Source organism: Glycomyces tritici, assembly GCF_030403505.1.
This window is the reverse complement of record NZ_JAUEMJ010000007.1, coordinates 31,578-52,796: the sequence shown is the minus strand read 5'-3', so window position 1 is coordinate 52,796 and position 21,219 is coordinate 31,578. Positions and strand designations below refer to the sequence as shown.

Below are 21,219 nucleotides of genomic sequence, written 5' to 3'. Positions count from 1 at the left end.
GCTACCCCAACCGGTCCAGTTCGGCGGCGGCGAGCGCAGCGGCCTTGGCGGCGCCGTCGATGCCGGTGTCGCCGTTGCAGATGGCGACGGCGTGGCGCAGCGTCACGGTGTCGCCGGGCTCCATCGGCAGCTCGGTGTCGAAGAACGGCGCGGGGCAGACCGCGGCGAACGGGGTCGTGCGGACGAACCACTTGACGGGCGCGGTCGGGTTCTCCGGGTGGTCGGTGAAGACCAGCGTGGAGACGGCGTCGACCGAGTCGTGCTTGCCGCGGTAGGCGAGCCAGTCGCCGCGCTCGCCCATCTTCTCGTCGCCGCCTTCGCCTTCGGCGGTGTAGACGGTGCCTTCGGTGAAGGAGCGCGGTCCGCGCCAGAAGAAGCCGCCGTAGCCCGCGTTCTCGCGGCCCTCGGTGGTGGGGCTGCCCATGACGACCGTGTTCTCGGTGTCGTTGGTGAACGCGGTCGTGAACGACAGCACCCAGGTGTCGTCGGCGAGGACGGTGACGGCGAAGGTGCGGGTCTCGGAGAAGAAGTGGCGGCCGTCCTGGGTGATCCAGTCGAGGCGCTCCACGGCCTTGACACCGTGCTCGTCCGAGGTGAGCTCGGTGAACTCACTGTGGACCATGGCGCCGTCGTTCTTCTCGTCCACGTAGCCCTTGCCGCGGCGGAAGGTCGCGCCGCCCCAGAAGTTCTCGGGGCCCGCGTTCGGCAGGGAGAGCGCGATGCCCTTGTGCCACACGTGGTCGTGCGGGCGGTAGAGGCTCACCTGGTTGCCGGCGAGGTCGTAGAGCGGTTCGAAGTAGGGCCGCGGGGATTCGAACTGGGCGTTGTCGGGGCGGTAGACGTACCGCAGGATCGTCAAGTCGCCCTTGTTGATCGAGACGGCGGTGCCGTTGTCGTCGAGGTGCAGCGTCATCGGTGTGCTCTCCAGTCGTTGCTCGGTTTGGCGGCTCTGTCGGGCGGTCACTTGCGGTCGGGCCAGGGCGCGCCTGAGCCGTCCATGCGCTGGTAGAACGGCGAGGTCGGGTCGATCTCCCCGGCGCGGACGCGCTTGCCGGTGAAGGCGGAGGCGTAGATCGCGGCGAGGAGCTCGAGGGTGCGGCGGGCCTCCTCGACGGTGACCGGCGGGGCGGCCTTCCCGTCGAGGGCGTCGGCGATGCGCAGGAACTGGGCGTAGTGGCCCGAGTTCCGGCCGCGGGGCTCGCCCGCCCAGGCGAGGTGGACCTCTTCGGCGGCCGCGTCGATCGGGTGGATGCTCCAGTTGTCGTCGCCGTAGCCGTAGAGGTGGTCGAGTTCGACGGTGGCGTTGTCGAAGTCGAGCCGGATCTGCGAGACCTCGCGCGGGGAGAGCAGCGAGTTCGTGATGACCACCGAGGCACCGGACTCGAGGGTGACGATCGCGTGCGAGACGTCCTCGGTGTTGGTGATGCGGCGGTGGCGGTGGGCGGTGGCGACCACTTCGGACCAAGGCCCGACCAGGGAGAGGAGCGTGTCGATCTGGTGGATGCCGTGGCCCATGGTGGGGCCGCCGCCCTCGGTCTCCCAGCGTCCGCGCCATTCGACCGCGAAGTACTCCTCGGGGCGGTACCAGAGGGTGTCGCATTTCGCGACGGCGAGGCGGCCGAGGACGCCCGAGGCGGTCATGTCGCGCACGCGTTCGGCGGCGGAGCCGAAGCGGTGCTGGGAGATGAGCGCGAAGTCGCCCTTCGAGGCGGATGCGGCGGCGGCGATCCGGTCGAACTCGGCGAGGCTCAGCGCCGGGGGCTTCTCGCAGATGACGCCGACGCCGGCTTCGAGGGCGGCGATGGCACCGGGCGCGTGCGCCACGGGCGGGGTGCAGAGGTCGACCAGGTCGAGGGTCTCGGCGGCCAGCAGCTCCTCGATCGAGGCGTACCCGCTCGCGACGCCGAACTTCTGCTTGAACGCGTTGAGGCGGTCGGTGTCGGGGTCGACGGCCGCGACCAGCTCGATCCGGCCTTGACAGTGATCGCGCAGCTGCTCGGCGTGCAGGTGGGCGATGCCGCCGGTGCCGACTACGGCGAGGCGGTAGGGGGAGGACACAGTGGACTCCTTCGTCACAGGGTCTGTAAACGCTTTCCAGCGTCTGAGTGAATACTAGCCGACAACGGACGCGGAAGTGACTTGGGTCGCCAGGGCCCGGGTGCCCGGCTCCAGGCGCCGGGTGCCCGTCACCTCGACGTTCAGCGAGGCCACAGTGTCCGCCGCCGACCGCGCGAGACGCAGCTCGAGCGCCCCTGCCTCGACGACCCACCCGCCGTCCGCACCGACGAACGCGGCCAGCTCGACGGGCATGGCGAAGCGGGCCTCGCCGGCCTCACCGGGAGCCAGGTCGAGCCGCGCGAAACCGACCAGGCGCTGCACGGGGCGAACCGCGGAGGCCACCGGGTCGTGGAGGTAGAGCTGCACGACCTCGGTGCCGTGGCGCTCACCCGTGTTGCGCACGCGGACCGCGAGCTCGACGACTTCGTCCGGGCCGACCTCGGCGCCGGAGACGAGCGCCGCCTCGTCCCACGTGAACTCGGTGTACGAGAGGCCGTGGCCGAACACGTAGCGGGCCGTCGGGTCCACCGACGAGACCGAGGAGCGCCGGGCCAGTTCAGGGGCGAGGTAGGTGGCGGGCGGGGAGTCCGCGCGCGCCGGAACGCCCGCAGGCAGGCGCCCTTCGGGCTCGGCCGCTCCGGTGAGCACCGCGCTGATCGCGCCGGCGCCCTCCTGGCCGGGCAGGAACGCCTGCACGATCGCGGCGGCCCGGTCCGGGGCCGTGCCGAGCGCGTACGGGCGGCCCGAGATCACGACGACCACGGTGGGCGTGCCGGAGTCGAGCACCGCTTCGAGCAGTTCGGCCTGGCGGCCCGGCAGCGCGTGCGTCGGGGCGTCGCAGCCCTCGCCGGAGGTGCCCCGGCCGAAGAGCCCGGAGCGGTCGCCGACGGCGACGATCGCGAGGTCGGCAGCGGCGGCGGCGTTCGCCGCGGCGGCGATCTCGGCGTCGGAGGCGTCGAGGACGGAGCCGGCGGCGAGGTGCTCGACGACCGCGGCCGGGAGGTCCGCTTTGAGCCGCTCGAGGAGCGTGGCGATCGAGACGCCCATGTCCACGTGCGGGTACGGGTCGTCCGAGTCGATGGACGCGGCATCGTTGCGGCCGTGGTGGTTCGGGAAGGCATAGCAGCCGAGCATGACGGCCTTGTCGTCCGCGACGGGGCCGACGAGCGCGATCCGCCCCGGCTCGGCCTTGAGCGGCAGCGTGCCGTCGTTGGACAGGAGCACGATCGACTTGCGGGCCACCTCGGCGGCCAGCACGCGGGCGTGGGGCGGGTCGAGGTCGATCTCCGCGGCGGGCTCGGGGAGCTCCTCGAGGAGGCCCAGCTGGATCTTCTGGGTGAGCACGCGCTCGACGGCGCGGTCGATCACGCCTTCGTCGATGCGGCCGGCGGCGACGGCGGACTGCAGGGGCTCGCCGTAGCAGTCGACGCTCGGCAGCTCGACGTCCACGCCGCCCGCGAGGCCCAGCACGGCCGCTTCGGAGCGGTCGGCGGCGACGCTGTGCAGGGAGTTGAGGAAGTTGACGCCGAAGTAGTCGGAGACCACGGTCCCCTCGAAGCCCCATTCGTCCCGCAGGATGCTCTGCAGCAGCTCGGGGTTGGCGTGGGAGGCGATGCCGTCGTTGGCGGCGTAGGAGGGCATCACGGAGCCGGCGCGGCCGATGCGCACGGCCATCTCGAACGGGGTCAGGTAAGTCTCGGCGAACTGCCGCGGGCCCATGTAGACCGGTCCGAAGTTGCGGGCCGCGTGCGAGGCGGAGTAGCCGGCGAAGTGCTTCAGCGTGGCGACGATCCCGGAGTCCTGGAGGCCCGAGACGTACGCGGTGGCGAGCGTGCCCGTCAGGTACGGGTCCTCGCCCATCGTCTCCTCGGTCCGGCCCCAGCGCGAGTCGGCGACGACGTCCAGCACGGGGGCGAGGCCCTGGTGGACGCCCACGCTGCGCATGGTCGCGCCGATCTGCTGGGCCATCGCGCCGATGAGCTCGGGGTCGAAGGTCGCGCCCCAGGCGAGGGCGGTCGGGAAGATGGTCGCGCCGTGGGCCATGAAACCGGTGAGGCACTCCTCGTGGGCCAGGGCGGCGATGCCGAAGCGGCTGGAGGCCCGGATGCGCTGCTGCAGGGCGGCGAGGTTGGCCGCGCCTTCGGCGGCCGGGACAGGGGCCGAACCGAAGGGGCGGGTCAGCTGGCCCAACCCGTGCGCGATGGCCTCGTCCTCGGAGACGCCGCTGTTCTGCTCGCTCTGGTGCGGGGCCATGTCGGCGGCGTCCGCGTCGACGCCGCGCCACAGGCTGTACAGCTGCGCGCATTTCTCTTCGAGCGTCATCCGCTTGACAAGACCGGCGGCGCGTTCGGCCGCGTCCGCGGGGGTGTCGGTGTCCATGCTGCTCCACTCAAGCGGCCCGGAGCATTGGAACTGCTGGTTCCGGGCCGATAGTTTCTGAAACTTTTCTGATCGTTTTCGATACAGGTTTGCACACCATAACATTGATGACGGGCTACTTCTAGGCTTGATTTAAGCGTGGGATGCGTTTGCCCAGGACGTTTTATCGAGCGAAGTTCTCGAAAGTTTCGGGTGGAATCCGGGAGCCCTGGGGCACAGCTATAAGATGTCGGCACTACGGTTGGGCAGGAACGACCAGGAGGACCTTTGAGCGAAGACGAACATGGGCGCATCACGATCCGGGCCATCGCCGACGAGGCCGGCGTCAGCGTGCCGACGGTCTCGCGAGTCATCAACGGACGCTCGGACGTCGCCCCCGAGACGCGCAAACGCGTCGAGGAACTGCTGAACGAGCGCGGCTATCAGCGCCGCCGCTCCACCCGCGCGCCCAGCCGCGCGCGCCTGGTCGACCTCGTCTTCAACGAACTGGACAGCCCCTGGGCCGTGGAGATCATCCGCGGCGTCGAGGACGCGGCCCACGCCGCCGGCGTCGGCACCGTGGTCTCGGCGGTCCACCGCCGCCGCGCCTCGACCGAGCAGTGGCTGGACAACCTCCGCACGCGCGCCTCCGACGGCGTCATCCTGGTGGTCTCCCAGCTCGCCTCCCCGATCCTGGAGCAGCTGCGCCACCTCGGGGTCCCCATGGTCGTGCTCGACCCCTCCGGGGGCCCGACGATGGACGCCCCGGCGATCGGCGCCACCAACTGGGCCGGCGGCCTGGCCGCGACCGAACACCTGATCTCCTTGGGCCATACCCGTATCGGCTTCATCCACGGCCCCAAGCAGGTGCTCTGCTCCCGGGCGCGCTTCGACGGCTACCGCGCCGCCCTTGACGCGGCCGGCCTCACCTACGACCCGACGCTGATCTACGACGGCGACTTCTACCACCAGTCCGGCTTCGACGCCGCGTCCTCGCTCATGCGCCTCCCCGAGCCGCCGACCGCGATCTTCGCCTCCTCGGACCAGATGGCCTTCGGCGCCTACGAGGCGATCCGCCAAGCGGGCCTGCGCATCCCCGAGCACGTGAGCATCATCGGCTTCGACGACCTCCCCGAGTCGCGCTGGACCAGCCCGCCGCTGACCACGGTGCGCCAGCCCCTCGCCGAGATGGGCGCCCTCGCCGCCCGCACGGTCCTGGAGATGGCGGCCGGCAACGACATCGACTCGCCCCGCCTCGAGCTCGCCACCGAGCTCGTCGTCCGCGAGTCCACCGCACCCCTGGTCTGAACCGGGGTCAGGAGTCCGGGTCGTAGAGGAGGACCCGGACCTCCTGCGCGCACCGGCAGGCCTTCGCGAACCGGGCGGCCCACGCCAGGGCCTCCTCGCCGGAGTCCACCTCGATGATCGCGAACCCGCCCAGGACCGCCTTGGTCTCGGGGAACGGCCCCTCGGCGACCGTGCCGTCTGTGTCCACGATGCTCGCGCGCTGGCTTTCCAGCCCTGCGCCGAAGATCCAGACGCCGGCCTCCTTCGCCGCCGCGACCACCGCGCGCGAATCCCGGCTCACCTCGGGCAGGTCCTCCTCGGGGAAGGTCATCGCCCCGTCGTCGAACGAGATCAGATAGCGCTCCATACCGGTGCCTCCTGTCCGGCGCCGGCCGCGGTGCACGGCGCCCCGCCCCGATCGTACGGACGGGGTCCGACACCGTCCCCGGATCAGGCGTTCGGGGCCACGTCGGTGCCCGCCCCGCGCTTGCGGGGCTTGACCGCCTCGCGGACCGCCTCGGGGGCGGCGTCAAGACCGAGGGGGACGAGGCCCGCGTCCGCGATGAGCGCGAGGTCGTCCTTCGCCGCCTGGCCCTCGCTGGTCAGGTAGTCCCCCAGGAAGATCGAGTTGACGATCTGGAGCGCCACGCCCTGCATGTGCCGCAAGTGGACCTCGCGGCCCGCCGCGAGGCGCACCTCCGCGGCCGGGTTCGCCAGGCGCACCATCGCGAGGATGCGCAGGCACCGGCGCGGGTCGAGCTCCCACGTGTCCTGGAGGGGCGTGCCGTCGAAGGGCAGCAGGAAGTTCACCGGGATCGAGTCCACATCGAGCCCCCTGAGCCCCAAGGCGACCGAGACGAGGTCGGCGTCCGACTCCCCCATGCCCGCGATGAGGCCCGAGCACGGGGACAGGCCCGCGCCGTGCGCGGCGTTCACGGTGTCCACCCGGTCGCCGAAGGTGTGGGTCGAGCAGATCTCGGCGTAGGAGTCCTCAGCGGTGTTGAGGTTGTGGTTGTAGGCGTCCGCGCCGAGGTCGGCGAGGCGCTCGGCCTGGCCCTCCTTGAGCAGGCCCAGGCACGCGCACACCTCCACGCCGGGTGCGGCGTTCTTCACCGCGGCGATGGTCTTGCCGACGCGCTCGACGTCCATATCGGTCGGACCGCGCCCGCTTGCGACCAGGCACACCCGCGAGGCCCCGCCCGAGACGCCGGCCGCGGCCTGCTCGGCGGCCTGCTCCGGGCTCAGCCACGTGTACTTGAGGACGTCGGCCTTCGAACCGAGCCGCTGCGAGCAGTAGTTGCAGTCCTCGGGGCACAGCCCGCTCTTGAGGTTCACCAGGTAGTTGAGCTTGACCGTGTTCCCGAAGTGGCGGAACCGGTGCCGCGCGGCCGCGGCGACCACGTCCATGAGCTCGGCGTCCGCGCTCGCCAGCACCGCTTCGAGGTCGGCGGCGGCCGGGGCCTCCCCCGCGTCGGCGGCGGCGGACAGGCGGCTGAGGGCTTCGTGCACTGCGGTCATGGCAAAAATCTTGCCACAGCGCGGACACGCGGGACCTTTCGCATGGTTCGCGGCCATTGCGTGCGATAGGCATCGGACATCACCCTCAGACCGCAGCGTCGCGATCCGAATACACTTGCTACAGTGGGTGGTCGGTGCTGCGAAGAACGCGGCGGGCTGGTGGAGGTCCCCCCTGCTCGCGTTTCATACGACGAACCGCTCGAGCCATCCGGAGAGAACCAACCGTGCCGATCGCACCTGGACAACCGGCGTTGATCGCCGTCGCAGTCGCGACCCTCTGGGCCCAGCCCTCGGCCCCGGGACCGGAGGACCGCCTCGCACTCGGCGTGCCGTCCGCCATCCGGGAATGGGTCGCCCGGCTCACCAACGACATCCGCGCCAACGGCCTCAAGGGGCGCGTGCGCACCCAGTGCCTCCTCGGCACCCGCGTCGAAGTCCTCCAGGTCGCCGACGGCTGGGCCGAGGTCTCCTGCCCGCAGCAGGAGACCTCCGGCTGGGTCCCGCTCGACCAGCTCGTGCACCCCGCCGAGAACGACAATGAGGGCGTCGAGCACTTCGTGAGCGCCACCGCGACCGCCGTGCGGGAGGAACCGGGCGGCGACGTCGCCATCCCGGGCGTCACCCTCGGCACCCGCCTGCGGGTCGTCGGCGCCGCCTACCGCGGCTGGGTCCCCGTGGGCCTGCCCGGGCCGCGGCAGCCCGGCTGGGTGCCCCAGCGCGACCTCGCCAACGAACCCGTCACCGATGCGCCCTCGACCGCGCTCATCGCGGCCGGGCTCGACGCGGTGAAACTCGCCCAGCAGCTCCTGGAGATCCCGTACCTCCACGGCGGCGTCAGCGCCTACGGCATCGACGCCCCCGGCCTGGTGTGGATCGTCTACCGCCAGCTCGGCATCGACGTGCCGCGCTTCAACGACGCGCTCATCGAATCCGGCGAGGCCGTCCAGTTCGAGGACCTCCACCCCGGCGACCTGGTGTTCCTCGAGCACGGCGGCGACTCCAGGACCCCGGCGATCATGGCCGAGCGCAGCCAGACCGACCTGCCCGAGGTCATCTTCTCGTCCTCGGTCTACGGCAAGGTCGTCGTCGAATCGCTCAAGGACTCCGAGCTGGCGGGCATCACCGCCTGCCGCCGCCTGCCCGTGCAGGCCTGAGAACGCCGCAAGCGGAACGGCCCGCCTTCCCTTCCGGGGAGGCGGGCCGTTCCGCTTGCTGTGCGCTTGCGTGCTTACTTATCGACGCCCGCCACCGCGGGGGCGGCGGCGTCCATCTCGGCCTCGGACTCCGCGAAGAGCTCCTTGAAGGACTTGCCCTGGCGGCGCAGCAGGAACCAGTTGGCGATCACGACCGCGGCCAGCACGCCGGCGATGATGCCGAGCGAGATCGTGGTCGGGATGTGCGGCATCCACTCGATGTGGTGGCCGCCGTTGATGAACGGCAGCTGGTTCTCCGCCAGGCCGTTCATGACGAGCTTGACGCCGATCCAGCCGAGGATCGCCGCCAGACCCAGGTGCAGGTACTTCAGCGACTTGAGCATCGCGGCCAGCAGGAAGTACAGCTGGCGCAGGCCCATGAGCGCGAAGATCGTGGCGGTGAAGACCAGGTACGGCTCCTGGGTGAGGCCGAAGATCGCCGGGATCGAGTCGAGGGCGAACAGGATGTCCGTCGAGCCGATCGCGATCATCGCCAGCAGCAGCGGCGTCACGAACTTGACGCCGTCGATGCGGGTGAAGAGCTTGCTGCCGTGGTAGTCGGCGCTCACGCGCATCTTCGACTCGGCGAACTTCATGAAGCGCGACTTCTCGTAGTGCTCCTCGCCCTCCTCGCCTTCGTGGGCGTTCTCGCGGAGCTGCCCGATCGCGGTCCAGATGAGGATCGCGCCGAAGATGAGGAAGACCCAGCTGAACTTCGCGATGAGCACGGAGCCCACCGCGATGAAGCCGCCGCGGAGGATGATCGAGAGGACGATGCCGACCAGCAGCACACGCGACTGGAGCACCGGCGGGACCCGGAAGCCCTGGATGATGAGCAGGAAGACGAAGAGGTTGTCGACCGAGAGCGCCAGCTCGGTCAGGTAGCCGGCGTAGAACTGCCCGCCGTAAGTCGCGCCTTGGGTGACGAACATGATGACGCCGAAGACCAGCGCCGCGCCGATGTAGACGCCGGCCCAGGAGGCCGCTTCCTTCGTCGAGAGCTTGTGGGGGTTGCGGATGGCCATCGCGAGGTCGAGTACGACCACGGAGGCCAGCACCACCATCGTGAGAGCCCAGGCCCACGGGGGGAGGTCCAATGTGTTGCCTTCCTTGCCTTTGGAGGGTCACATGGTCTCTCCCGGTCCCTGCGGACCAGCGCCACCGGGGACCGATCGCGGTCCCGTGCATTGACGACGACGCTAACAGCGGCGAGCGCTGCGGGATACTCCCCACATACCTGATTCTGAACAGACGGGACTATTCTGCCTGCCGGAAGCCGACTTGTCACCAGTCGGATATGTGACTTCACTCTCGACACTACGCCTGCTGGGGCCGTTGGGGCGGCAGCTGTGGAAGGCTCCGCTCATGGTTCTCGAAGTCGCTGAAATCAAGGTCACCCCCGGGCAGGAGGACGCTTTCAAGGAGGCGTACCGCTCCGCCCGCGAACTCGTGAAGGTCTCCCCGGGCCTGCGCACGTTGCGCATGACGCAGGGCGTCGAGTCGCCGAGCCGCTTCGTGCTCCTCATCGAGTGGGACTCGGTCGAAGCGCATGAGCAGGGCTTCCGCGAGACCGACCGGTACGTCAAGTGGCGCGAGGCCATCGGCCCGTACTTCGCCCAGCCCCCGCTGGTGGAGCACTTCGACGACGTCGAATAAGCAGCACAGCGACGACGTCGAATAAACAGCACGGCGACGATGTCGAATGAGCAGCACTTCGACGACGTCGACCAGGCAGCGCAGCGGCGACGTCGATCGAGAAGTACTTGCAGCGAGCGGCCCGCGCCTTCCGGCGGGGGCCGCTCGTCTCGTTCTACGCTCCGGCCTCGTCGATCTGGCGGAGTTCGCGTTTCAGATCCGTGATCTCGTCCCGGTAGGCCGCTGCGAGCTCGAACCTGAGTTCCCTTGCGGCCGCGAGCATCTGCTCGTTGCGCTCATCGAGCTGCTTGAGGATCTCCGAGCGGACCTTGCCGGCGCCCTGCTCCCGCTTGCTCTTCGGAAGGGTCGCCCACGGGTCCTCTTCGACCAGCTTCGCGGTGTCTGCCGCGGACTCGTAGAGGTCCTCCATGATGTCGCCGATGCGCTTGCGCAGCGGCTGCGGGTCGACGCCGTGCAGCTTGTTGTAGGCGATCTGCTTCTCGCGGCGGCGGTCGGTCTCGTCGAGCGCCGCCTTCATGGAGTCGGTGAGCTTGTCGGCGTACATGAGCACGGTGCCCGAGACGTTGCGGGCCGCGCGCCCGATCGTCTGGATCAGCGAGGTCCCCGAGCGCAGGAACCCCTCCTTGTCCGCGTCGAGGATCGCGACCAGCGAGACCTCGGGCAGGTCGAGGCCCTCCCGGAGGAGGTTGATGCCGACGAGGACGTCGTAGTCGCCGCGCCGCAGCTCCCCCAGCAGCTCGACCCGGCGGAGCGTCTCGACCTCCGAGTGCAGGTAGCGCACCCGGATGCCGTTGTCCATGAAGTAGTCCGTGAGGTCTTCGGCCATTTTCTTGGTGAGGGTGGTGACGAGCACGCGCTCGTTCTTCTTGGCGCGCTCGTTGATCTCGTACATGAGGTCGTCGATCTGGCCCTTGGTCGGCCGCACCTCGACATGCGGGTCGACCAGGCCGGTGGGGCGGATCACCTGCTCCACGAACTGGCCCTTGGTCTGCTCCATCTCCCACTTGCCCGGGGTGGCCGAGAGGTAGACGCTCTGGCCCACGCGCTCGCGGAACTCGTCGAAGCGCAGCGGCCGGTTGTCCAGCGCGCTGGGCAGCCGGAAGCCGAAGTCCACGAGGTTGCGCTTGCGCGAGGCGTCGCCCTCGTGCATCGCGCCGATCTGGGGGATGGTCTGGTGCGACTCGTCGACGATGGTGACGAAGTCGGAGGGGAAGTAGTCGAGCAGGGTGTGCGGCGGGGTGCCGGCGGCGCGGCCGTCGATGTGCCGCGAGTAGTTCTCGATGCCGTTGCAGGTGCCGATCTGCTTCATGTTCTCCAGGTCGAACACGGTGCGCATCCGCAGCCGCTGGGCCTCCAGGAGCTTGCCCTGCTCTTCGAGCTCGGCGAGGCGCTCCTCGAGCTCGACCTCGATGTCGCGGATCGCGCGGGCCATCCGCTCGTTGCCCGTGGCGTAGTGCGAGCCGGGGAAGATGAGCACCCGGTCGACCTCGCGGACCACGTCGCCGGTGATCGGGTGGAGGTAGTAGAGCCGGTCGATCTCGTCGCCGAACATCTCGATGCGGATCGCCAGCTCCTCGTAGGCCGGGATGATCTCGATCGTGTCGCCGCGCACCCGGAAGGTACCGCGGGTGAAGGCGACGTCGTTGCGGCCGTATTGGACGTCGACGAGCCGCCGCAGCAGCTTGTCGCGGTCCCACTCCTGGCCCACGGCGACCTCGGTGGCCTGCTCCAGGTACTCGGCGGGCGTGGCCAGGCCGTAGATCGCCGAGACGGTGGCCACCACGACGACGTCGCGGCGGGTCAGCAGCGAGTAGGTGGCGCGGTGGCGCAGCCGCTCGACCTCCTCGTTGATCGAGGCGTCCTTCTCGATGTAGGTGTCGGACTGCGCGACGTACGCCTCGGGCTGGTAGTAGTCGTAGTACGAGACGTAGTACTCGACCGCGTTGTTCGGCAGGAGCTCGCGAAGCTCCTTCGCCAGCTGCGCGGCGAGGGTCTTGTTGTGGACCATCACCAGCGCGGGGCGCTGGAGCTTCTCGATGAGCCACGCGGACGTGGCCGACTTGCCGGTGCCGGTCGCGCCGAGCAGGACCACGTCCCGCTCGCCTCGTTCGACCCGTTCGGTCAGCTGGGCGATCGCGGTCGGCTGGTCCCCCGACGGCTCCCAGTCGGCTACCACCTCGAAGCGCCCTTCGGCGCGCGGAATATCGAATGCCACGGCCCAACCGTAGCGCCGGGGTACGACACAGTTCGCGATCGGCGGTGACTTTTCCCGGTCCGGCTCGTTGGTCCCTGCGTGAGCTCCACTACCGCAGTCCCCTGGAAATCGGCCCTGATGTGGGCCATGGCCATCATCGTCGCGATCGCCGTCGCCGGCTGGTTCGCCGTCTCGTGCAGTCCCGGCGGGTCGAGCGCCGAGCGCCCCGTGAGCGAGGAGGAGGCCGCGCTGCTGGCCGGGATGCGCGAGCGCAACCACGGCTCCGAGCCGGTCGCGGTGCGCATCAGCGTGCCCACCGGCGGCGAGACGGTCACGGCGGACGGATTCGTCGACTGGCAGACGCCGATGCTGTACGCGCGCGTTCCGGACGCCGAGGGCGGCCACCGGCTGATTCAGGCCGTCCCGGGCCTCATCGCCACCCGCGCGGACGACGAGGCGGCCTTCAGCGAGCTGCGCGTCCCCGAGGACGGCTGGACCACCCGGCAGATGCTCGCGGGCGCGGGCACGCCGCTGGAGACGACCATCGACATCCTCGCGTCCTCGCTGTTCACGCTGAGCAGTGCCGAGGCCGACGACCCCGCCGAGCTGGCGGCGCAGGCCACGTGGCGGGAGGAGGGGGTCATCGACGGCGAGCCGGTCGACTCCTTCCGCGCGCCGATCATGGTCGAGACCGACGAGAGTGCGCCCCAGCAGGGCGCGAAGCCTGAGGCGCTGTACTCGCTCGACGCGGACGGGAACCTGCGCCGCTTCCAGGTGAACACGGGCGAGGAGAGCCTCTCGGCCGTGGACTTCCTGCGCGACGTCGAGTTCGACGCGAGCGGACTCGCGGCCGCCGACCTCCTGGGCGGCCCGGCGGTCACGCCCGCCCCCGTCGACGAGGAGCTGGCGGCGACGATCGCGGAGGTGCGCAAGGGCAACTGGGAGGACACCGCCGAGGTTGAGCTGACCGTGCCCACCGGCGACGGCGAGGTGACGACGGGCCGCGGCTCGATCGACTGGCGCACCATGACCGCGTACCTGCACCTGTCGGACGCGAGCGGCCAGCGGCTGCTCCTGGCCCGGCCCGGCGGCTACGCGACCGCCGCGGCCGAGGGCGACGAGCTGCCCGAGTCGCCGCCCGCCGAAGGCTGGGAGGCGCACGCGCTCGCCGACGAGGACGCGGCCGACCATTTCGGCGCGGTCGAATCGCTGGTCTTCCGGCTCCTGGAGATGGCCGCCGAGGAGGCCGAGGACGCGGACGCCATCGCGGAGCAGGCGTTCCTGCTCCGGGTCGACGACGTCGACGGCGAGGCGGTGCACGTCGTCGAGTTCCCGGTCGCCGGCGACGCCGAAGCGGCCGGGGGCCGCTCGGCGTTCCGCTACCACCTCGAAGGCGAGCGGCTGCGCGAGGTCGAGATGATGTCGTTCTACGGCGTCGCCAGCGCCGAACTGTCCGATGAGGACTTCCCGATGGTCGAGATCCCTTGGGAGCTGGCCGAGAAGATCGGCTGACCACAGTGGTATGGAAGGGGCCAGGCCGTGCGGCCTGGCCCCTCCTCATTCACCTCCGCTTAGCAGACCGGGGCGTGCCAGCCGGTCTCGGCGGCCCAGCGGTTCGCGCGGGGCCAGCCCTCCTGGTCGAACCAGGGCTCCTTGGCCTCGGTGTAGTCCGCGGTCGCATCGACCTTGGTCGCCAGCGCGGCCTTGGCCTGCGCGTAGTCCCGGCGGGCGGCCGGGTCGGCGCGCAGCCAGTCGCGGAACAGCAGCGCGAACCGCTGGCCGGGGCTGTCGATCGGCCGGAAGTGGACATGGGCGATGTTCCCCGGATCCGCGAAGCCGTAGAAGCGCTTCTCCCAGTCCAGCGGGTTCGGGAACTCGGGCTTGGGCGAATCGTGCGCGACCTTGCCGTAGAACCCGGCGTCGCCGAGCGCATCGGCGAAGGCGTCCACGATCGGGAGCGCGACCACCGTGACCTGGATGTCGATGACGTCCTTCGCGGGCACGGCCGGGACGGCGGTGGAGCCCACGTGGTCGATGCGGACCGCGCTCGGTCCGAGGACCCGGCGCAGGCGCGCGGCGTGGTGCTCGAAGCGGCGCGACCATTCCGGGTCGGTCTCGACGAGCTGGATCTTCTCGGGCCGGGGCTCATAGCGGCCCTGGCGGAGGTTCTCGGCGAACGGCATGATGCGGTCGACCCACAGGAGCTCGACACGGTGCTCGAGCTCGTGCAGGTCGCCACCGTTGTGGATGACGACGTCGCAGACCTCGCGGCGTTCGGTGTCGGAGGCCTGGGCGTCGATCCGGCGCAGGGCGTCGGCGCGGGGCAGGCCCCGCTCGGCGAGCCGTTCGAGCCTGAGCTCTCGCGGCGCTTCCACGTCGATGTTGAGGTGGAAGCCGGGCGCCTGACCTGTTTCGGCCAGGAGCGGAATGTCTTGGACGACGATGGCGTCCTCGGGCATGGCATCGGTGAGCTGACGGGCACGGGCCCGAACGCGCGGGTGCACGATCGCCTCGAGCTCCGCCCGGGCGGGCGGGCTGTCGAAGACGATCTTCGCGAGTTCGGCGCGGTCCAGCGCGCCGTCGGCGTCGAGCACTTCGGGACCGAAACGGGAGACCACCGCGGCCAGCCCCTCGGTGTTCGGGGCGACGACCTCGCGGGAGAGGGCGTCCGCGTCGACGACGCGGGCCCCAAGCTCAGACAGCTTCGCTGCGACCGTGCTCTTACCGGCTCCGATGCCACCTGTCAATGCGACTCTAAGCACAAATAAAACACTACCCGCCCCAGGCGAACAGCCTGGGACGGGCAGTGTGTATTTCAGCTAAACGAGCGACGAACCTAGTTGCCGGCGAGCTTCTCGCGCAGAGCCGCGAGCGCCTCGTCGGTGGCCAGGGTGCCCTGGGGCTCGGCCGAAGGAGCCGACTTCTTCTCAGAGGTCGTCTTCTTCGCGCCCTTCTCACCCTTGGGGGCCGCTTCGCCCTCGGCGGGCTTGGCGGGAGCCTCGGTGATGACGCGCTCGGCGATCTGCTTGCCGTGCTCCTCCCAGCGGGTGCGGGCCTCGGCGTACTGCCGCTCCCACTCCTCGCGGGCCTCGTCGAAGCCCTCCATCCACTCGCCGGTCTCCGAGTCGAAGCCGTCCGGGTAGATGTAGTTGCCCTGGTCGTCGTACTGCGCGGCCATGCCGTACAGCGTCGGGTCGAACTGCTCCTCGTTCTCGACGTAGGCCTCGTTGGCCTGCTTGAGCGAGAGCGAGATCCGGCGGCGGTCCAGGTCGATGTCGATGACCTTGACCATGGCGTCGGAGCCGACCTTGACGACCTGCTCGGGCACCTCCACGTGGCGCTCGGCCAGCTCGGAGATGTGCACCAGGCCCTCGATGCCGTCCTCGACGCGGACGAACGCGCCGAAGGGGACGAGCTTGGTGACCTTGCCCGGGACGATCTGACCGATCGCGTGGGTGCGGGCGAACTGGCGCCACGGGTCTTCCTGGGTCGCCTTCAGCGACAGGGAGACGCGCTCGCGGTCCAGGTCCACCTCGAGGACCTCGACCTCGACCGGCTGACCGACCTCGACGACCTCGGACGGGTGGTCGATGTGCTTCCAGGACAGCTCGGAGACGTGCACCAGGCCGTCGACCCCGCCGAGGTCGACGAACGCGCCGAAGTTGACGATCGAGGAGACCGTGCCCTTGCGGACCTGGCCCTTCGCAAGCTGGTGCAGGAACTCGGTGCGGACCTCGGACTGGGTCTGCTCGAGCCAGGCGCGACGCGACAGGACCACGTTGTTGCGGTTCTTGTCGAGTTCGATGATCTTGGCTTCGAGCTCGCGGCCGACGTACGGCTGCAGGTCGCGCACACGACGCATCTCGACCAGAGACGCGGGCAGGAAGCCGCGCAGGCCGATGTCGAGGATGAGACCGCCCTTGACCACTTCGATGACCGAGCCGCGAACGACGCCGTCCTCTTCCTTGATCTTCTCGATGGTGCCCCACGCACGCTCGTACTGCGCGCGCTTCTTCGAGAGGATCAGACGGCCTTCCTTGTCCTCCTTCTGGAGGACGAGGGCCTCAACGTGATCGCCCACAGAGACGACGTCTTCGGGGTCCACGTCGTGCTTGATCGACAACTCGCGCGAGGGGATGACGCCCTCGGTCTTGTAGCCGATGTCGAGCAGGACTTCATCCCGGTCGACCTTGACGACGGTACCTTCGACGATATCGCCGTCATTGAAGTATTTGATGGTCGCGTCGATCGCCGCGAGGAGTTCCTCGTCGGAAAAGACTTCTTCGACCGTGCTGTTCTCAGCGTTGCTCGAGGTGGCCTCGATGCTGCTCGTCATGTGGGCTGGTGCTCCGGATACGTAAGAATCGTGGGCTCGCGCCCGCGCCCTCGCTAGACGCGAATGCTCGCAGTTCGTTCCCGGGCCGCCCTTGCCGCTGGCAACGCGTCCTACTCCATTCTGAGGACGCGGACATGCCCAGGCCATCCCAGGTTACCGTGCGCGATAACGCCGCGCCAGTCCGGGCCGGGACTCGTGGCCGCAGCCACGACATCCAAGGCCGGCAAGCGGGCGCCTCGACCCGCTAATGGGCGGCGGCCTCCCACGACTCGCCGAAACCGGCCTGCACGGTGAGCGGCACCGCGAGCTCGGCGGCGTTCGACATCTGCTCGCGCACGAGCGATTCGAGCGCCTTCGACTCACCGGGTGCGACCTCGCATACGAGCTCGTCGTGCACCTGCAGCAGCACCCGCGAGGCGAGCCCGGAGGACCGCAGCGCGCGGTCGACGCCGAGCATCGCGGTCTTCATGATGTCTGCGGCGCTGCCCTGGATCGGGGCGTTGAGTGCGGCCCGCTCGGCCATCTCGCGGCGCTGGCGGTTGTCGGAGGTGAGGTCTGGGAAGTAGCGGCGCCGGCCCATGATCGTCTCGGTGTACCCGGTCTTGCGGGCCTCCTCGACCACCCGGTGCAGGTAGTCGCGGACCTTCCCGAAGCGCGCGAAGTAGTCGTTCGAGAGCTGCTGCGCCTCCTCGGTGGAGACCGCGAGCTGCTGGCTCAGGCCGTACGTGGACAGGCCGTAGGCGAGGCCGTAGGACATGGCCTTGATCTTGCGGCGGTGCTCGGCGGTGACGGCCTCGGGCGCGACGGAGAAGACCTTCGCGGCGACGGCGCGGTGGATGTCCTCGCCCGAGACGAACGCGTCGATCAGTCCCTCGTCGCCGGTGAGGCTGGCCATGATCCGCATCTCGATCTGGCTGTAGTCGATGGTCATGAGGGACTCGAAGCCCTCGGAGACGACGAAGCCGGCGCGGATGTTGCGCCCGGCCTCGGAGCGGACCGGGATGTTCTGCAGGTTCGGGTCGGCCGAGGAGAGGCGCCCGGTGGCGGCCACGGTCTGGTGGAACGTGGTGTGGATGCGTCCGTCGGTCTGGATGGTCGCGCGCAGTGTGGCGACGATCTGCTTGAGCTTCTCGACGTCGCGGAACCGCAGCAGCTGCTCCAGGAGCGGGTGCTGATTCTTCGCGTAGAGCTGCTGCAGCGCTTCGGCATTGGTGGTGTAGCCGGTCTTGGTGCGCTTGGTCTTCGGCATCTTCAGCTCCTCGAAGAGGATCTCCTGGAGCTGCTTGGGCGAGCCGACGTTGAAGGGGCGGCCCACGATCTCGTGGGCGCGGTCCGTGGCCTCCTTCGACTGCATGGCGAACCCGGCCTCGATGTCGGCGAAGTGGCCTTCGTCTGCGGCGATCCCGAGGATCTCCATGCGCGCCAGGACGCCCGCGAGCGGGAACTCCATCTCGTCGGCGAGCCGCGCCTGGTGGCGGTCGGCCAGCCGGGCGGTCTGCTCGGCGGCGAGGTCCCCGATGACGGCCGCGGCGGCGCAGTCGGCCTCGAGCTTCGCCGAATCGTCGTTCATCGCCGCGTCCAGGCCCACGAGCGCGCCGTCGGCGGCGGGCGTCTCGGGGGTCTCCAGCTCGCGGCCGAGGAACTGCATGGCGAGGTCGCCCAGCGCGTACGAGCGCTGCTCGGGCTTGAGCAGGTAGGCGCCGAGCACCGTGTCGGCCTTGATCCCCTCGACCTCGGGCCAGCCCGCGGCGTCGGCGCCCCACAGGAACGCCTTCGCGTCGTGCACGACCTTGCCCTTGGCGGGGTCGGCGAGCCAGGCCGCCCAGGTCGTCTCGTCCTCGGCGTCGAGCTGGGAAGGCTCGAACCAGAGCGCCTGGCCGCCCTCGGCCAGCGCGATCGTGTCGAACGAGCCCGCCCCGGACGCGAAGGTCCCGGTGAACGCGATCGCGACGGTCCCTTCGCGGGCGCCGAGCCAGGCGGCGAGCCCGCCGGGCACCAGCGCGGCGGCCTCGGTCTGATCGACCTCGACGGCGGGGACTGCGGCGGCGCCGACGGCCTTGGAGGCGAGGTTCGCGTTGAGGCGCTCGCCGAGGGCGCGGAACTGGAGGGCGTCGAACAGGCTGTTGGTCTCGGCGACCGACCAGCCGGCCCACTCCAGGTCGTCGAGTCCCGATTCGAGTTCGAGGTCGCACACGAGGCCGTTGAGGCGGTGGTTGCGCAGCACGTCGTCCAAGTGCGCGCGCAGGTTCTCGCCGGCCTTGCCGGTGATCTCGTCGGCCTTGGCGACCAGGCCGTCGAGCGAGCCGTACTTGACGATCCACTTCGCGGCGGTCTTGGGGCCGACGCCGGGGATGCCGGGGAGGTTGTCGGACTTCTCCCCCACGAGGGCGGCGAGGTCGCGGTAGCGGTCGGGGGTGACGCCGTACTTGGCCTCGACGGCCTCGGGCGTGTAGCGGGCGAGCTCGGTGACGCCCTTGACCGGGTAGAGCAGGGTCGTGTCGGCGCCGACCAGCTGGATCGCGTCGCGGTCGCCCGAGGAGATGAGCGTGGCGAACCCGGCCTCTCCGGCGCGGGTGGCGAGGGTCGCGATGATGTCGTCGGCCTCGTAGTTGGTCTTGGTGAGCCAGGAGATGCCGAAGGCGTCCAGGAGCTGCTGGATGATCGGGATCTGGCTCTTGAACTCCTGCGGGGTCTCGCCGCGGCCGTCCTTGTAGGCGGCGTACTCGTCGGTGCGGAACGAGTGGCGCGAGAGGTCGAAGGCGACCGCGATGTGGGTGGGCTCCTCGGCCTTGAGCAGGTTGATCAGCATCGACGCGAAACCGTAGACGGCGTTGGTCACCTGGCCGTCGTCCGTGGCGAACTTCTCGGCGGGAAGCGCGAAGAACGCGCGGTATGCCATCGAGTGGCCGTCGATCAGGAGCAGGCGCGATTGCGAAGAAGTCACCCCACGAGCCTATCGAGTGCCTCCGACAACCCGGCGGCAAGCGGGGGCCGCGTGGCTCGGGGATGCAGAAACGGCCCGCGGACGGTGGGGTCCGCGGGCCGTGAAGTTCGGGAGGCCTACTCGGCTTCCTGGGCTTCCTTCTGCTCGGCTTCGGCGATGACGCGCTCGGCGACGGCGCGCATCGAGAGGCGGTGGTCCATCGCGGCGCGCTGGATCCAGCGGAACGCGTCGGGCTCGGGCATGCCGTACTGGGTCATGAGCAGGCCCTTGGCGCGGTCGACGAGCTTGCGGACCTCGAGGCGCTCGGTGAGGTTCGCGACCTCCTTCTCAAGGGCGGTCATCTCGGCGAAGCGGGTGAGGGAGAGCTCGATGGCCGGGACCAGGTCGGACTTCTGGAAGGGCTTCACGAGATAGGCCATGGCGCCGGCGGACGTGGCCCGGCTGATGAGGTCGCGCTGGGAGAAGGCGGTGAGGATCACGACCGGCGCGATGCGCGCGGAGACGATCTTCTCCGCGGCTTGGAGGCCGTCCATGATCGGCATCTGGATGTCGCAGATGACCAGGTCGGGCTGGTGCTCCTCGGCGAGGCGGACGGCGGCTTCACCGTCGGCGGCCTCGGCTACGACCTCATAGCCTTCCTCGGTGAGCATCTCGGCCAGGTCGAGGCGGATGAGCCCCTCGTCTTCGGCGATGAGCACGCGCTTGCGCGGCTCCTCGGCGGCCTTGCTCGTCATGCGGGTCCGTACCTTTCGTGCGCGAATGGACGTAGGGGCGTGCGTCGTTTCAGGCACACCAGGACGCTAGCTTAGCCGCCGCGCTTCGGGCCCGCACGTTCCTATGCCGAGCGTTTCGGACGTTGGAACCGAAACGTGAGCGGGGCAACCCGCCTCGGGCCGACCGGGAGGACGGGCTCGAAACCCGTACGGTGTGGGTTCGAATCCCACCGGGCCGCTTTCTTCCGCTGCCGCCTAGCGGCCCACTCGGACCGGTTCGCGGCCGCCCGCCCCGCACCGGGTATCATCTACACCGGCTCCGGCGCACTGCCCGGTGCCTCGGCCCGGTATTCCAACTGGCAGAGAAGACGGATTCAAAACCCGTACAGTGTGGGTTCGAATCCCACCCGGGTCATGTCACAGACCCGTACGCCCCCGAACTGGCCGAACACGACTCCACCCCGAGTTTCCTGCTCCAGGCGACATACGACCGGGACGGCAACGAGCTCACCGCCGAGGTGACCTCAACGTGAACCTCCCGCTCCTCCCCCGGCCACGACCGCCACCAGACTCCTCGGACATCCGTGGCCTGCAGGTAGCATCGCTCCCCGGCCAGGCCAACTGTACCGGCCCTACTACTCCAACTGGCAGAGAGAGCGGACTCAAAACCCGCACAGTCTGGGTTCGAATCCCAGGTAGGGCACCAAACTCAGCAAAGGCGGTCCAACCCGAGCTCGACCAGCGGGAGAATACGCCCGGCCGCGGCCCGCAATTCGAGCGCCGTCCGATATTAGGATCGGAGCTCCCATCCAGTCAGCTTGGCAGGGTTGGCGGGTCGAGCCAAGCAAACAGGTCCTCGAACTCGGTTTCGAGCAAGGGGGTCCCTCTGGAGCTCGATACTTGCATCGCGCGCGGCGGCACTGATTAGCGGCCTCGGTGCCTCCCACAACTGCGCGTGGGAC

Annotated in this window: 15 protein-coding genes and 2 tRNA genes; 6 read left to right on the top strand and 11 right to left on the bottom strand. The window is 69.7% G+C overall.

Going from position 1 to position 21,219, the window contains the following annotated elements:
* Nucleotide 1 precedes the first annotated feature (1 nt).
* Genes QWI33_RS20690 through QWI33_RS20680 form a run of 3 tightly spaced genes read right to left on the bottom strand, consistent with a single transcriptional unit; the run spans nt 2 to nt 4,437 of the window.
* Nucleotides 2-913, bottom strand: coding sequence for a DUF6807 domain-containing protein (locus QWI33_RS20690; protein ID WP_289958274.1), 912 nt, complete (start codon nt 911-913; stop codon nt 2-4).
* A gap of 47 nt (nt 914-960) precedes the next feature.
* Nucleotides 961-2,058 (bottom strand): Gfo/Idh/MocA family protein, encoded by a 1,098-nt coding sequence (locus QWI33_RS20685; protein ID WP_289958275.1) that lies wholly within the window; start codon nt 2,056-2,058, stop codon nt 961-963.
* A gap of 54 nt (nt 2,059-2,112) precedes the next feature.
* Nucleotides 2,113-4,437 carry a beta-glucosidase family protein gene (locus tag QWI33_RS20680; protein ID WP_289958276.1) on the bottom strand — a complete coding sequence of 775 codons (2,325 nt, stop codon included), beginning with the start codon at nt 4,435-4,437 and terminating at the stop codon, nt 2,113-2,115.
* A 267-nt stretch (nt 4,438-4,704) separates the two neighbouring features.
* Between QWI33_RS20680 and QWI33_RS20675 the strand changes: the two genes are divergently transcribed.
* On the top strand, nt 4,705-5,724 hold the full coding sequence (locus QWI33_RS20675; protein ID WP_289958277.1) for a LacI family DNA-binding transcriptional regulator: 1,020 nt from the start codon (nt 4,705-4,707) through the stop codon (nt 5,722-5,724).
* 7 nt (nt 5,725-5,731) lie between these two features.
* Here QWI33_RS20675 and QWI33_RS20670 read toward each other — a convergent pair whose 3' ends face one another.
* Both QWI33_RS20670 and bioB read right to left on the bottom strand, forming a co-directional pair.
* Nucleotides 5,732-6,070, bottom strand: coding sequence for a YciI family protein (locus QWI33_RS20670; protein WP_289958278.1), 339 nt, complete (start codon nt 6,068-6,070; stop codon nt 5,732-5,734).
* A gap of 83 nt (nt 6,071-6,153) precedes the next feature.
* Nucleotides 6,154-7,221 (bottom strand): biotin synthase BioB, encoded by a 1,068-nt coding sequence (gene bioB / locus QWI33_RS20665; protein WP_289958279.1) that lies wholly within the window; start codon nt 7,219-7,221, stop codon nt 6,154-6,156.
* Nucleotides 7,222-7,445: 224 nt separating this feature from the next.
* Between bioB and QWI33_RS20660 the strand changes: the two genes are divergently transcribed.
* Nucleotides 7,446-8,375: a C40 family peptidase gene (locus tag QWI33_RS20660; RefSeq protein WP_289958280.1), complete on the top strand. Its 930-nt coding sequence runs from the start codon at nt 7,446-7,448 to the stop codon at nt 8,373-8,375.
* Nucleotides 8,376-8,449: 74 nt separating this feature from the next.
* Here QWI33_RS20660 and QWI33_RS20655 read toward each other — a convergent pair whose 3' ends face one another.
* The gene (locus QWI33_RS20655) at nt 8,450-9,511 is read right to left on the bottom strand and encodes a TerC/Alx family metal homeostasis membrane protein (RefSeq protein ID WP_289958281.1); all 1,062 of its coding nucleotides are present in this window, start codon (nt 9,509-9,511) and stop codon (nt 8,450-8,452) included.
* 268 nt (nt 9,512-9,779) lie between these two features.
* Here QWI33_RS20655 and QWI33_RS20650 point away from each other — a divergent pair, with 268 nt between their 5' ends.
* Nucleotides 9,780-10,070, top strand: a complete 291-nt coding sequence (locus QWI33_RS20650) for an antibiotic biosynthesis monooxygenase family protein (protein WP_289958282.1) — start codon at nt 9,780-9,782, stop codon at nt 10,068-10,070.
* 154 nt (nt 10,071-10,224) lie between these two features.
* Here QWI33_RS20650 and uvrB read toward each other — a convergent pair whose 3' ends face one another.
* A complete protein-coding gene (gene uvrB / locus QWI33_RS20645; RefSeq protein WP_289958283.1) occupies nt 10,225-12,285 on the bottom strand; it encodes an excinuclease ABC subunit UvrB in 2,061 nt (686 codons plus the stop codon).
* Nucleotides 12,286-12,363: 78 nt separating this feature from the next.
* On the opposite strand from uvrB, the gene QWI33_RS20640 reads away from it, so the two are divergent.
* Nucleotides 12,364-13,776, top strand: coding sequence for a hypothetical protein (locus QWI33_RS20640; RefSeq protein WP_289958284.1), 1,413 nt, complete (start codon nt 12,364-12,366; stop codon nt 13,774-13,776).
* Between the two features lie 59 nt (nt 13,777-13,835).
* Here the strand turns inward: QWI33_RS20640 and coaE are convergent, their stop codons facing one another.
* The 4 genes from coaE to QWI33_RS20620 all read right to left on the bottom strand — a co-directional run bounded on the left by coaE (nt 13,836) and on the right by QWI33_RS20620 (nt 20,278).
* Nucleotides 13,836-15,026, bottom strand: coding sequence for a dephospho-CoA kinase (gene coaE, locus QWI33_RS20635; RefSeq protein WP_289958285.1), 1,191 nt, complete (start codon nt 15,024-15,026; stop codon nt 13,836-13,838).
* Between the two features lie 74 nt (nt 15,027-15,100).
* On the bottom strand, nt 15,101-16,600 hold the full coding sequence (rpsA, locus tag QWI33_RS20630; RefSeq protein WP_289958286.1) for a 30S ribosomal protein S1: 1,500 nt from the start codon (nt 16,598-16,600) through the stop codon (nt 15,101-15,103).
* A 244-nt stretch (nt 16,601-16,844) separates the two neighbouring features.
* Nucleotides 16,845-19,544 (bottom strand): DNA polymerase I, encoded by a 2,700-nt coding sequence (gene polA, locus QWI33_RS20625; RefSeq protein WP_289958287.1) that lies wholly within the window; start codon nt 19,542-19,544, stop codon nt 16,845-16,847.
* A 116-nt stretch (nt 19,545-19,660) separates the two neighbouring features.
* On the bottom strand, nt 19,661-20,278 hold the full coding sequence (locus QWI33_RS20620; RefSeq protein ID WP_270113239.1) for an ANTAR domain-containing response regulator: 618 nt from the start codon (nt 20,276-20,278) through the stop codon (nt 19,661-19,663).
* A 320-nt stretch (nt 20,279-20,598) separates the two neighbouring features.
* Between QWI33_RS20620 and QWI33_RS20615 the strand changes: the two genes are divergently transcribed.
* Together QWI33_RS20615 and QWI33_RS20610 are read left to right on the top strand one after the other, a co-directional pair.
* Nucleotides 20,599-20,672, top strand: a tRNA-Leu gene (locus tag QWI33_RS20615).
* Between the two features lie 214 nt (nt 20,673-20,886).
* Nucleotides 20,887-20,963 (top strand) — tRNA-Leu (locus tag QWI33_RS20610).
* The last annotated feature ends 256 nt before the right edge of the window (nt 20,964-21,219 follow it).

What these genes read in the sequence shown, in the direction of transcription:
- QWI33_RS20690 (WP_289958274.1), bottom strand. Translation starts at nt 913, where the DNA reads ATGACGCTGCACCTCGACGACAACGGCACCGCCGTCTCGATCAACAAG.
- QWI33_RS20680 (WP_289958276.1), bottom strand. Translation starts at nt 4,437, where the DNA reads ATGGACACCGACACCCCCGCGGACGCGGCCGAACGCGCCGCCGGTCTT.
- QWI33_RS20670 (WP_289958278.1), bottom strand. Translation starts at nt 6,070, where the DNA reads ATGGAGCGCTATCTGATCTCGTTCGACGACGGGGCGATGACCTTCCCC.
- bioB (WP_289958279.1), bottom strand. Translation starts at nt 7,221, where the DNA reads ATGACCGCAGTGCACGAAGCCCTCAGCCGCCTGTCCGCCGCCGCCGAC.
- QWI33_RS20650 (WP_289958282.1), top strand. Translation starts at nt 9,780, where the DNA reads ATGGTTCTCGAAGTCGCTGAAATCAAGGTCACCCCCGGGCAGGAGGAC.
- rpsA (WP_289958286.1), bottom strand. Translation starts at nt 16,600, where the DNA reads ATGACGAGCAGCATCGAGGCCACCTCGAGCAACGCTGAGAACAGCACG.
- QWI33_RS20620 (WP_270113239.1), bottom strand. Translation starts at nt 20,278, where the DNA reads ATGACGAGCAAGGCCGCCGAGGAGCCGCGCAAGCGCGTGCTCATCGCC.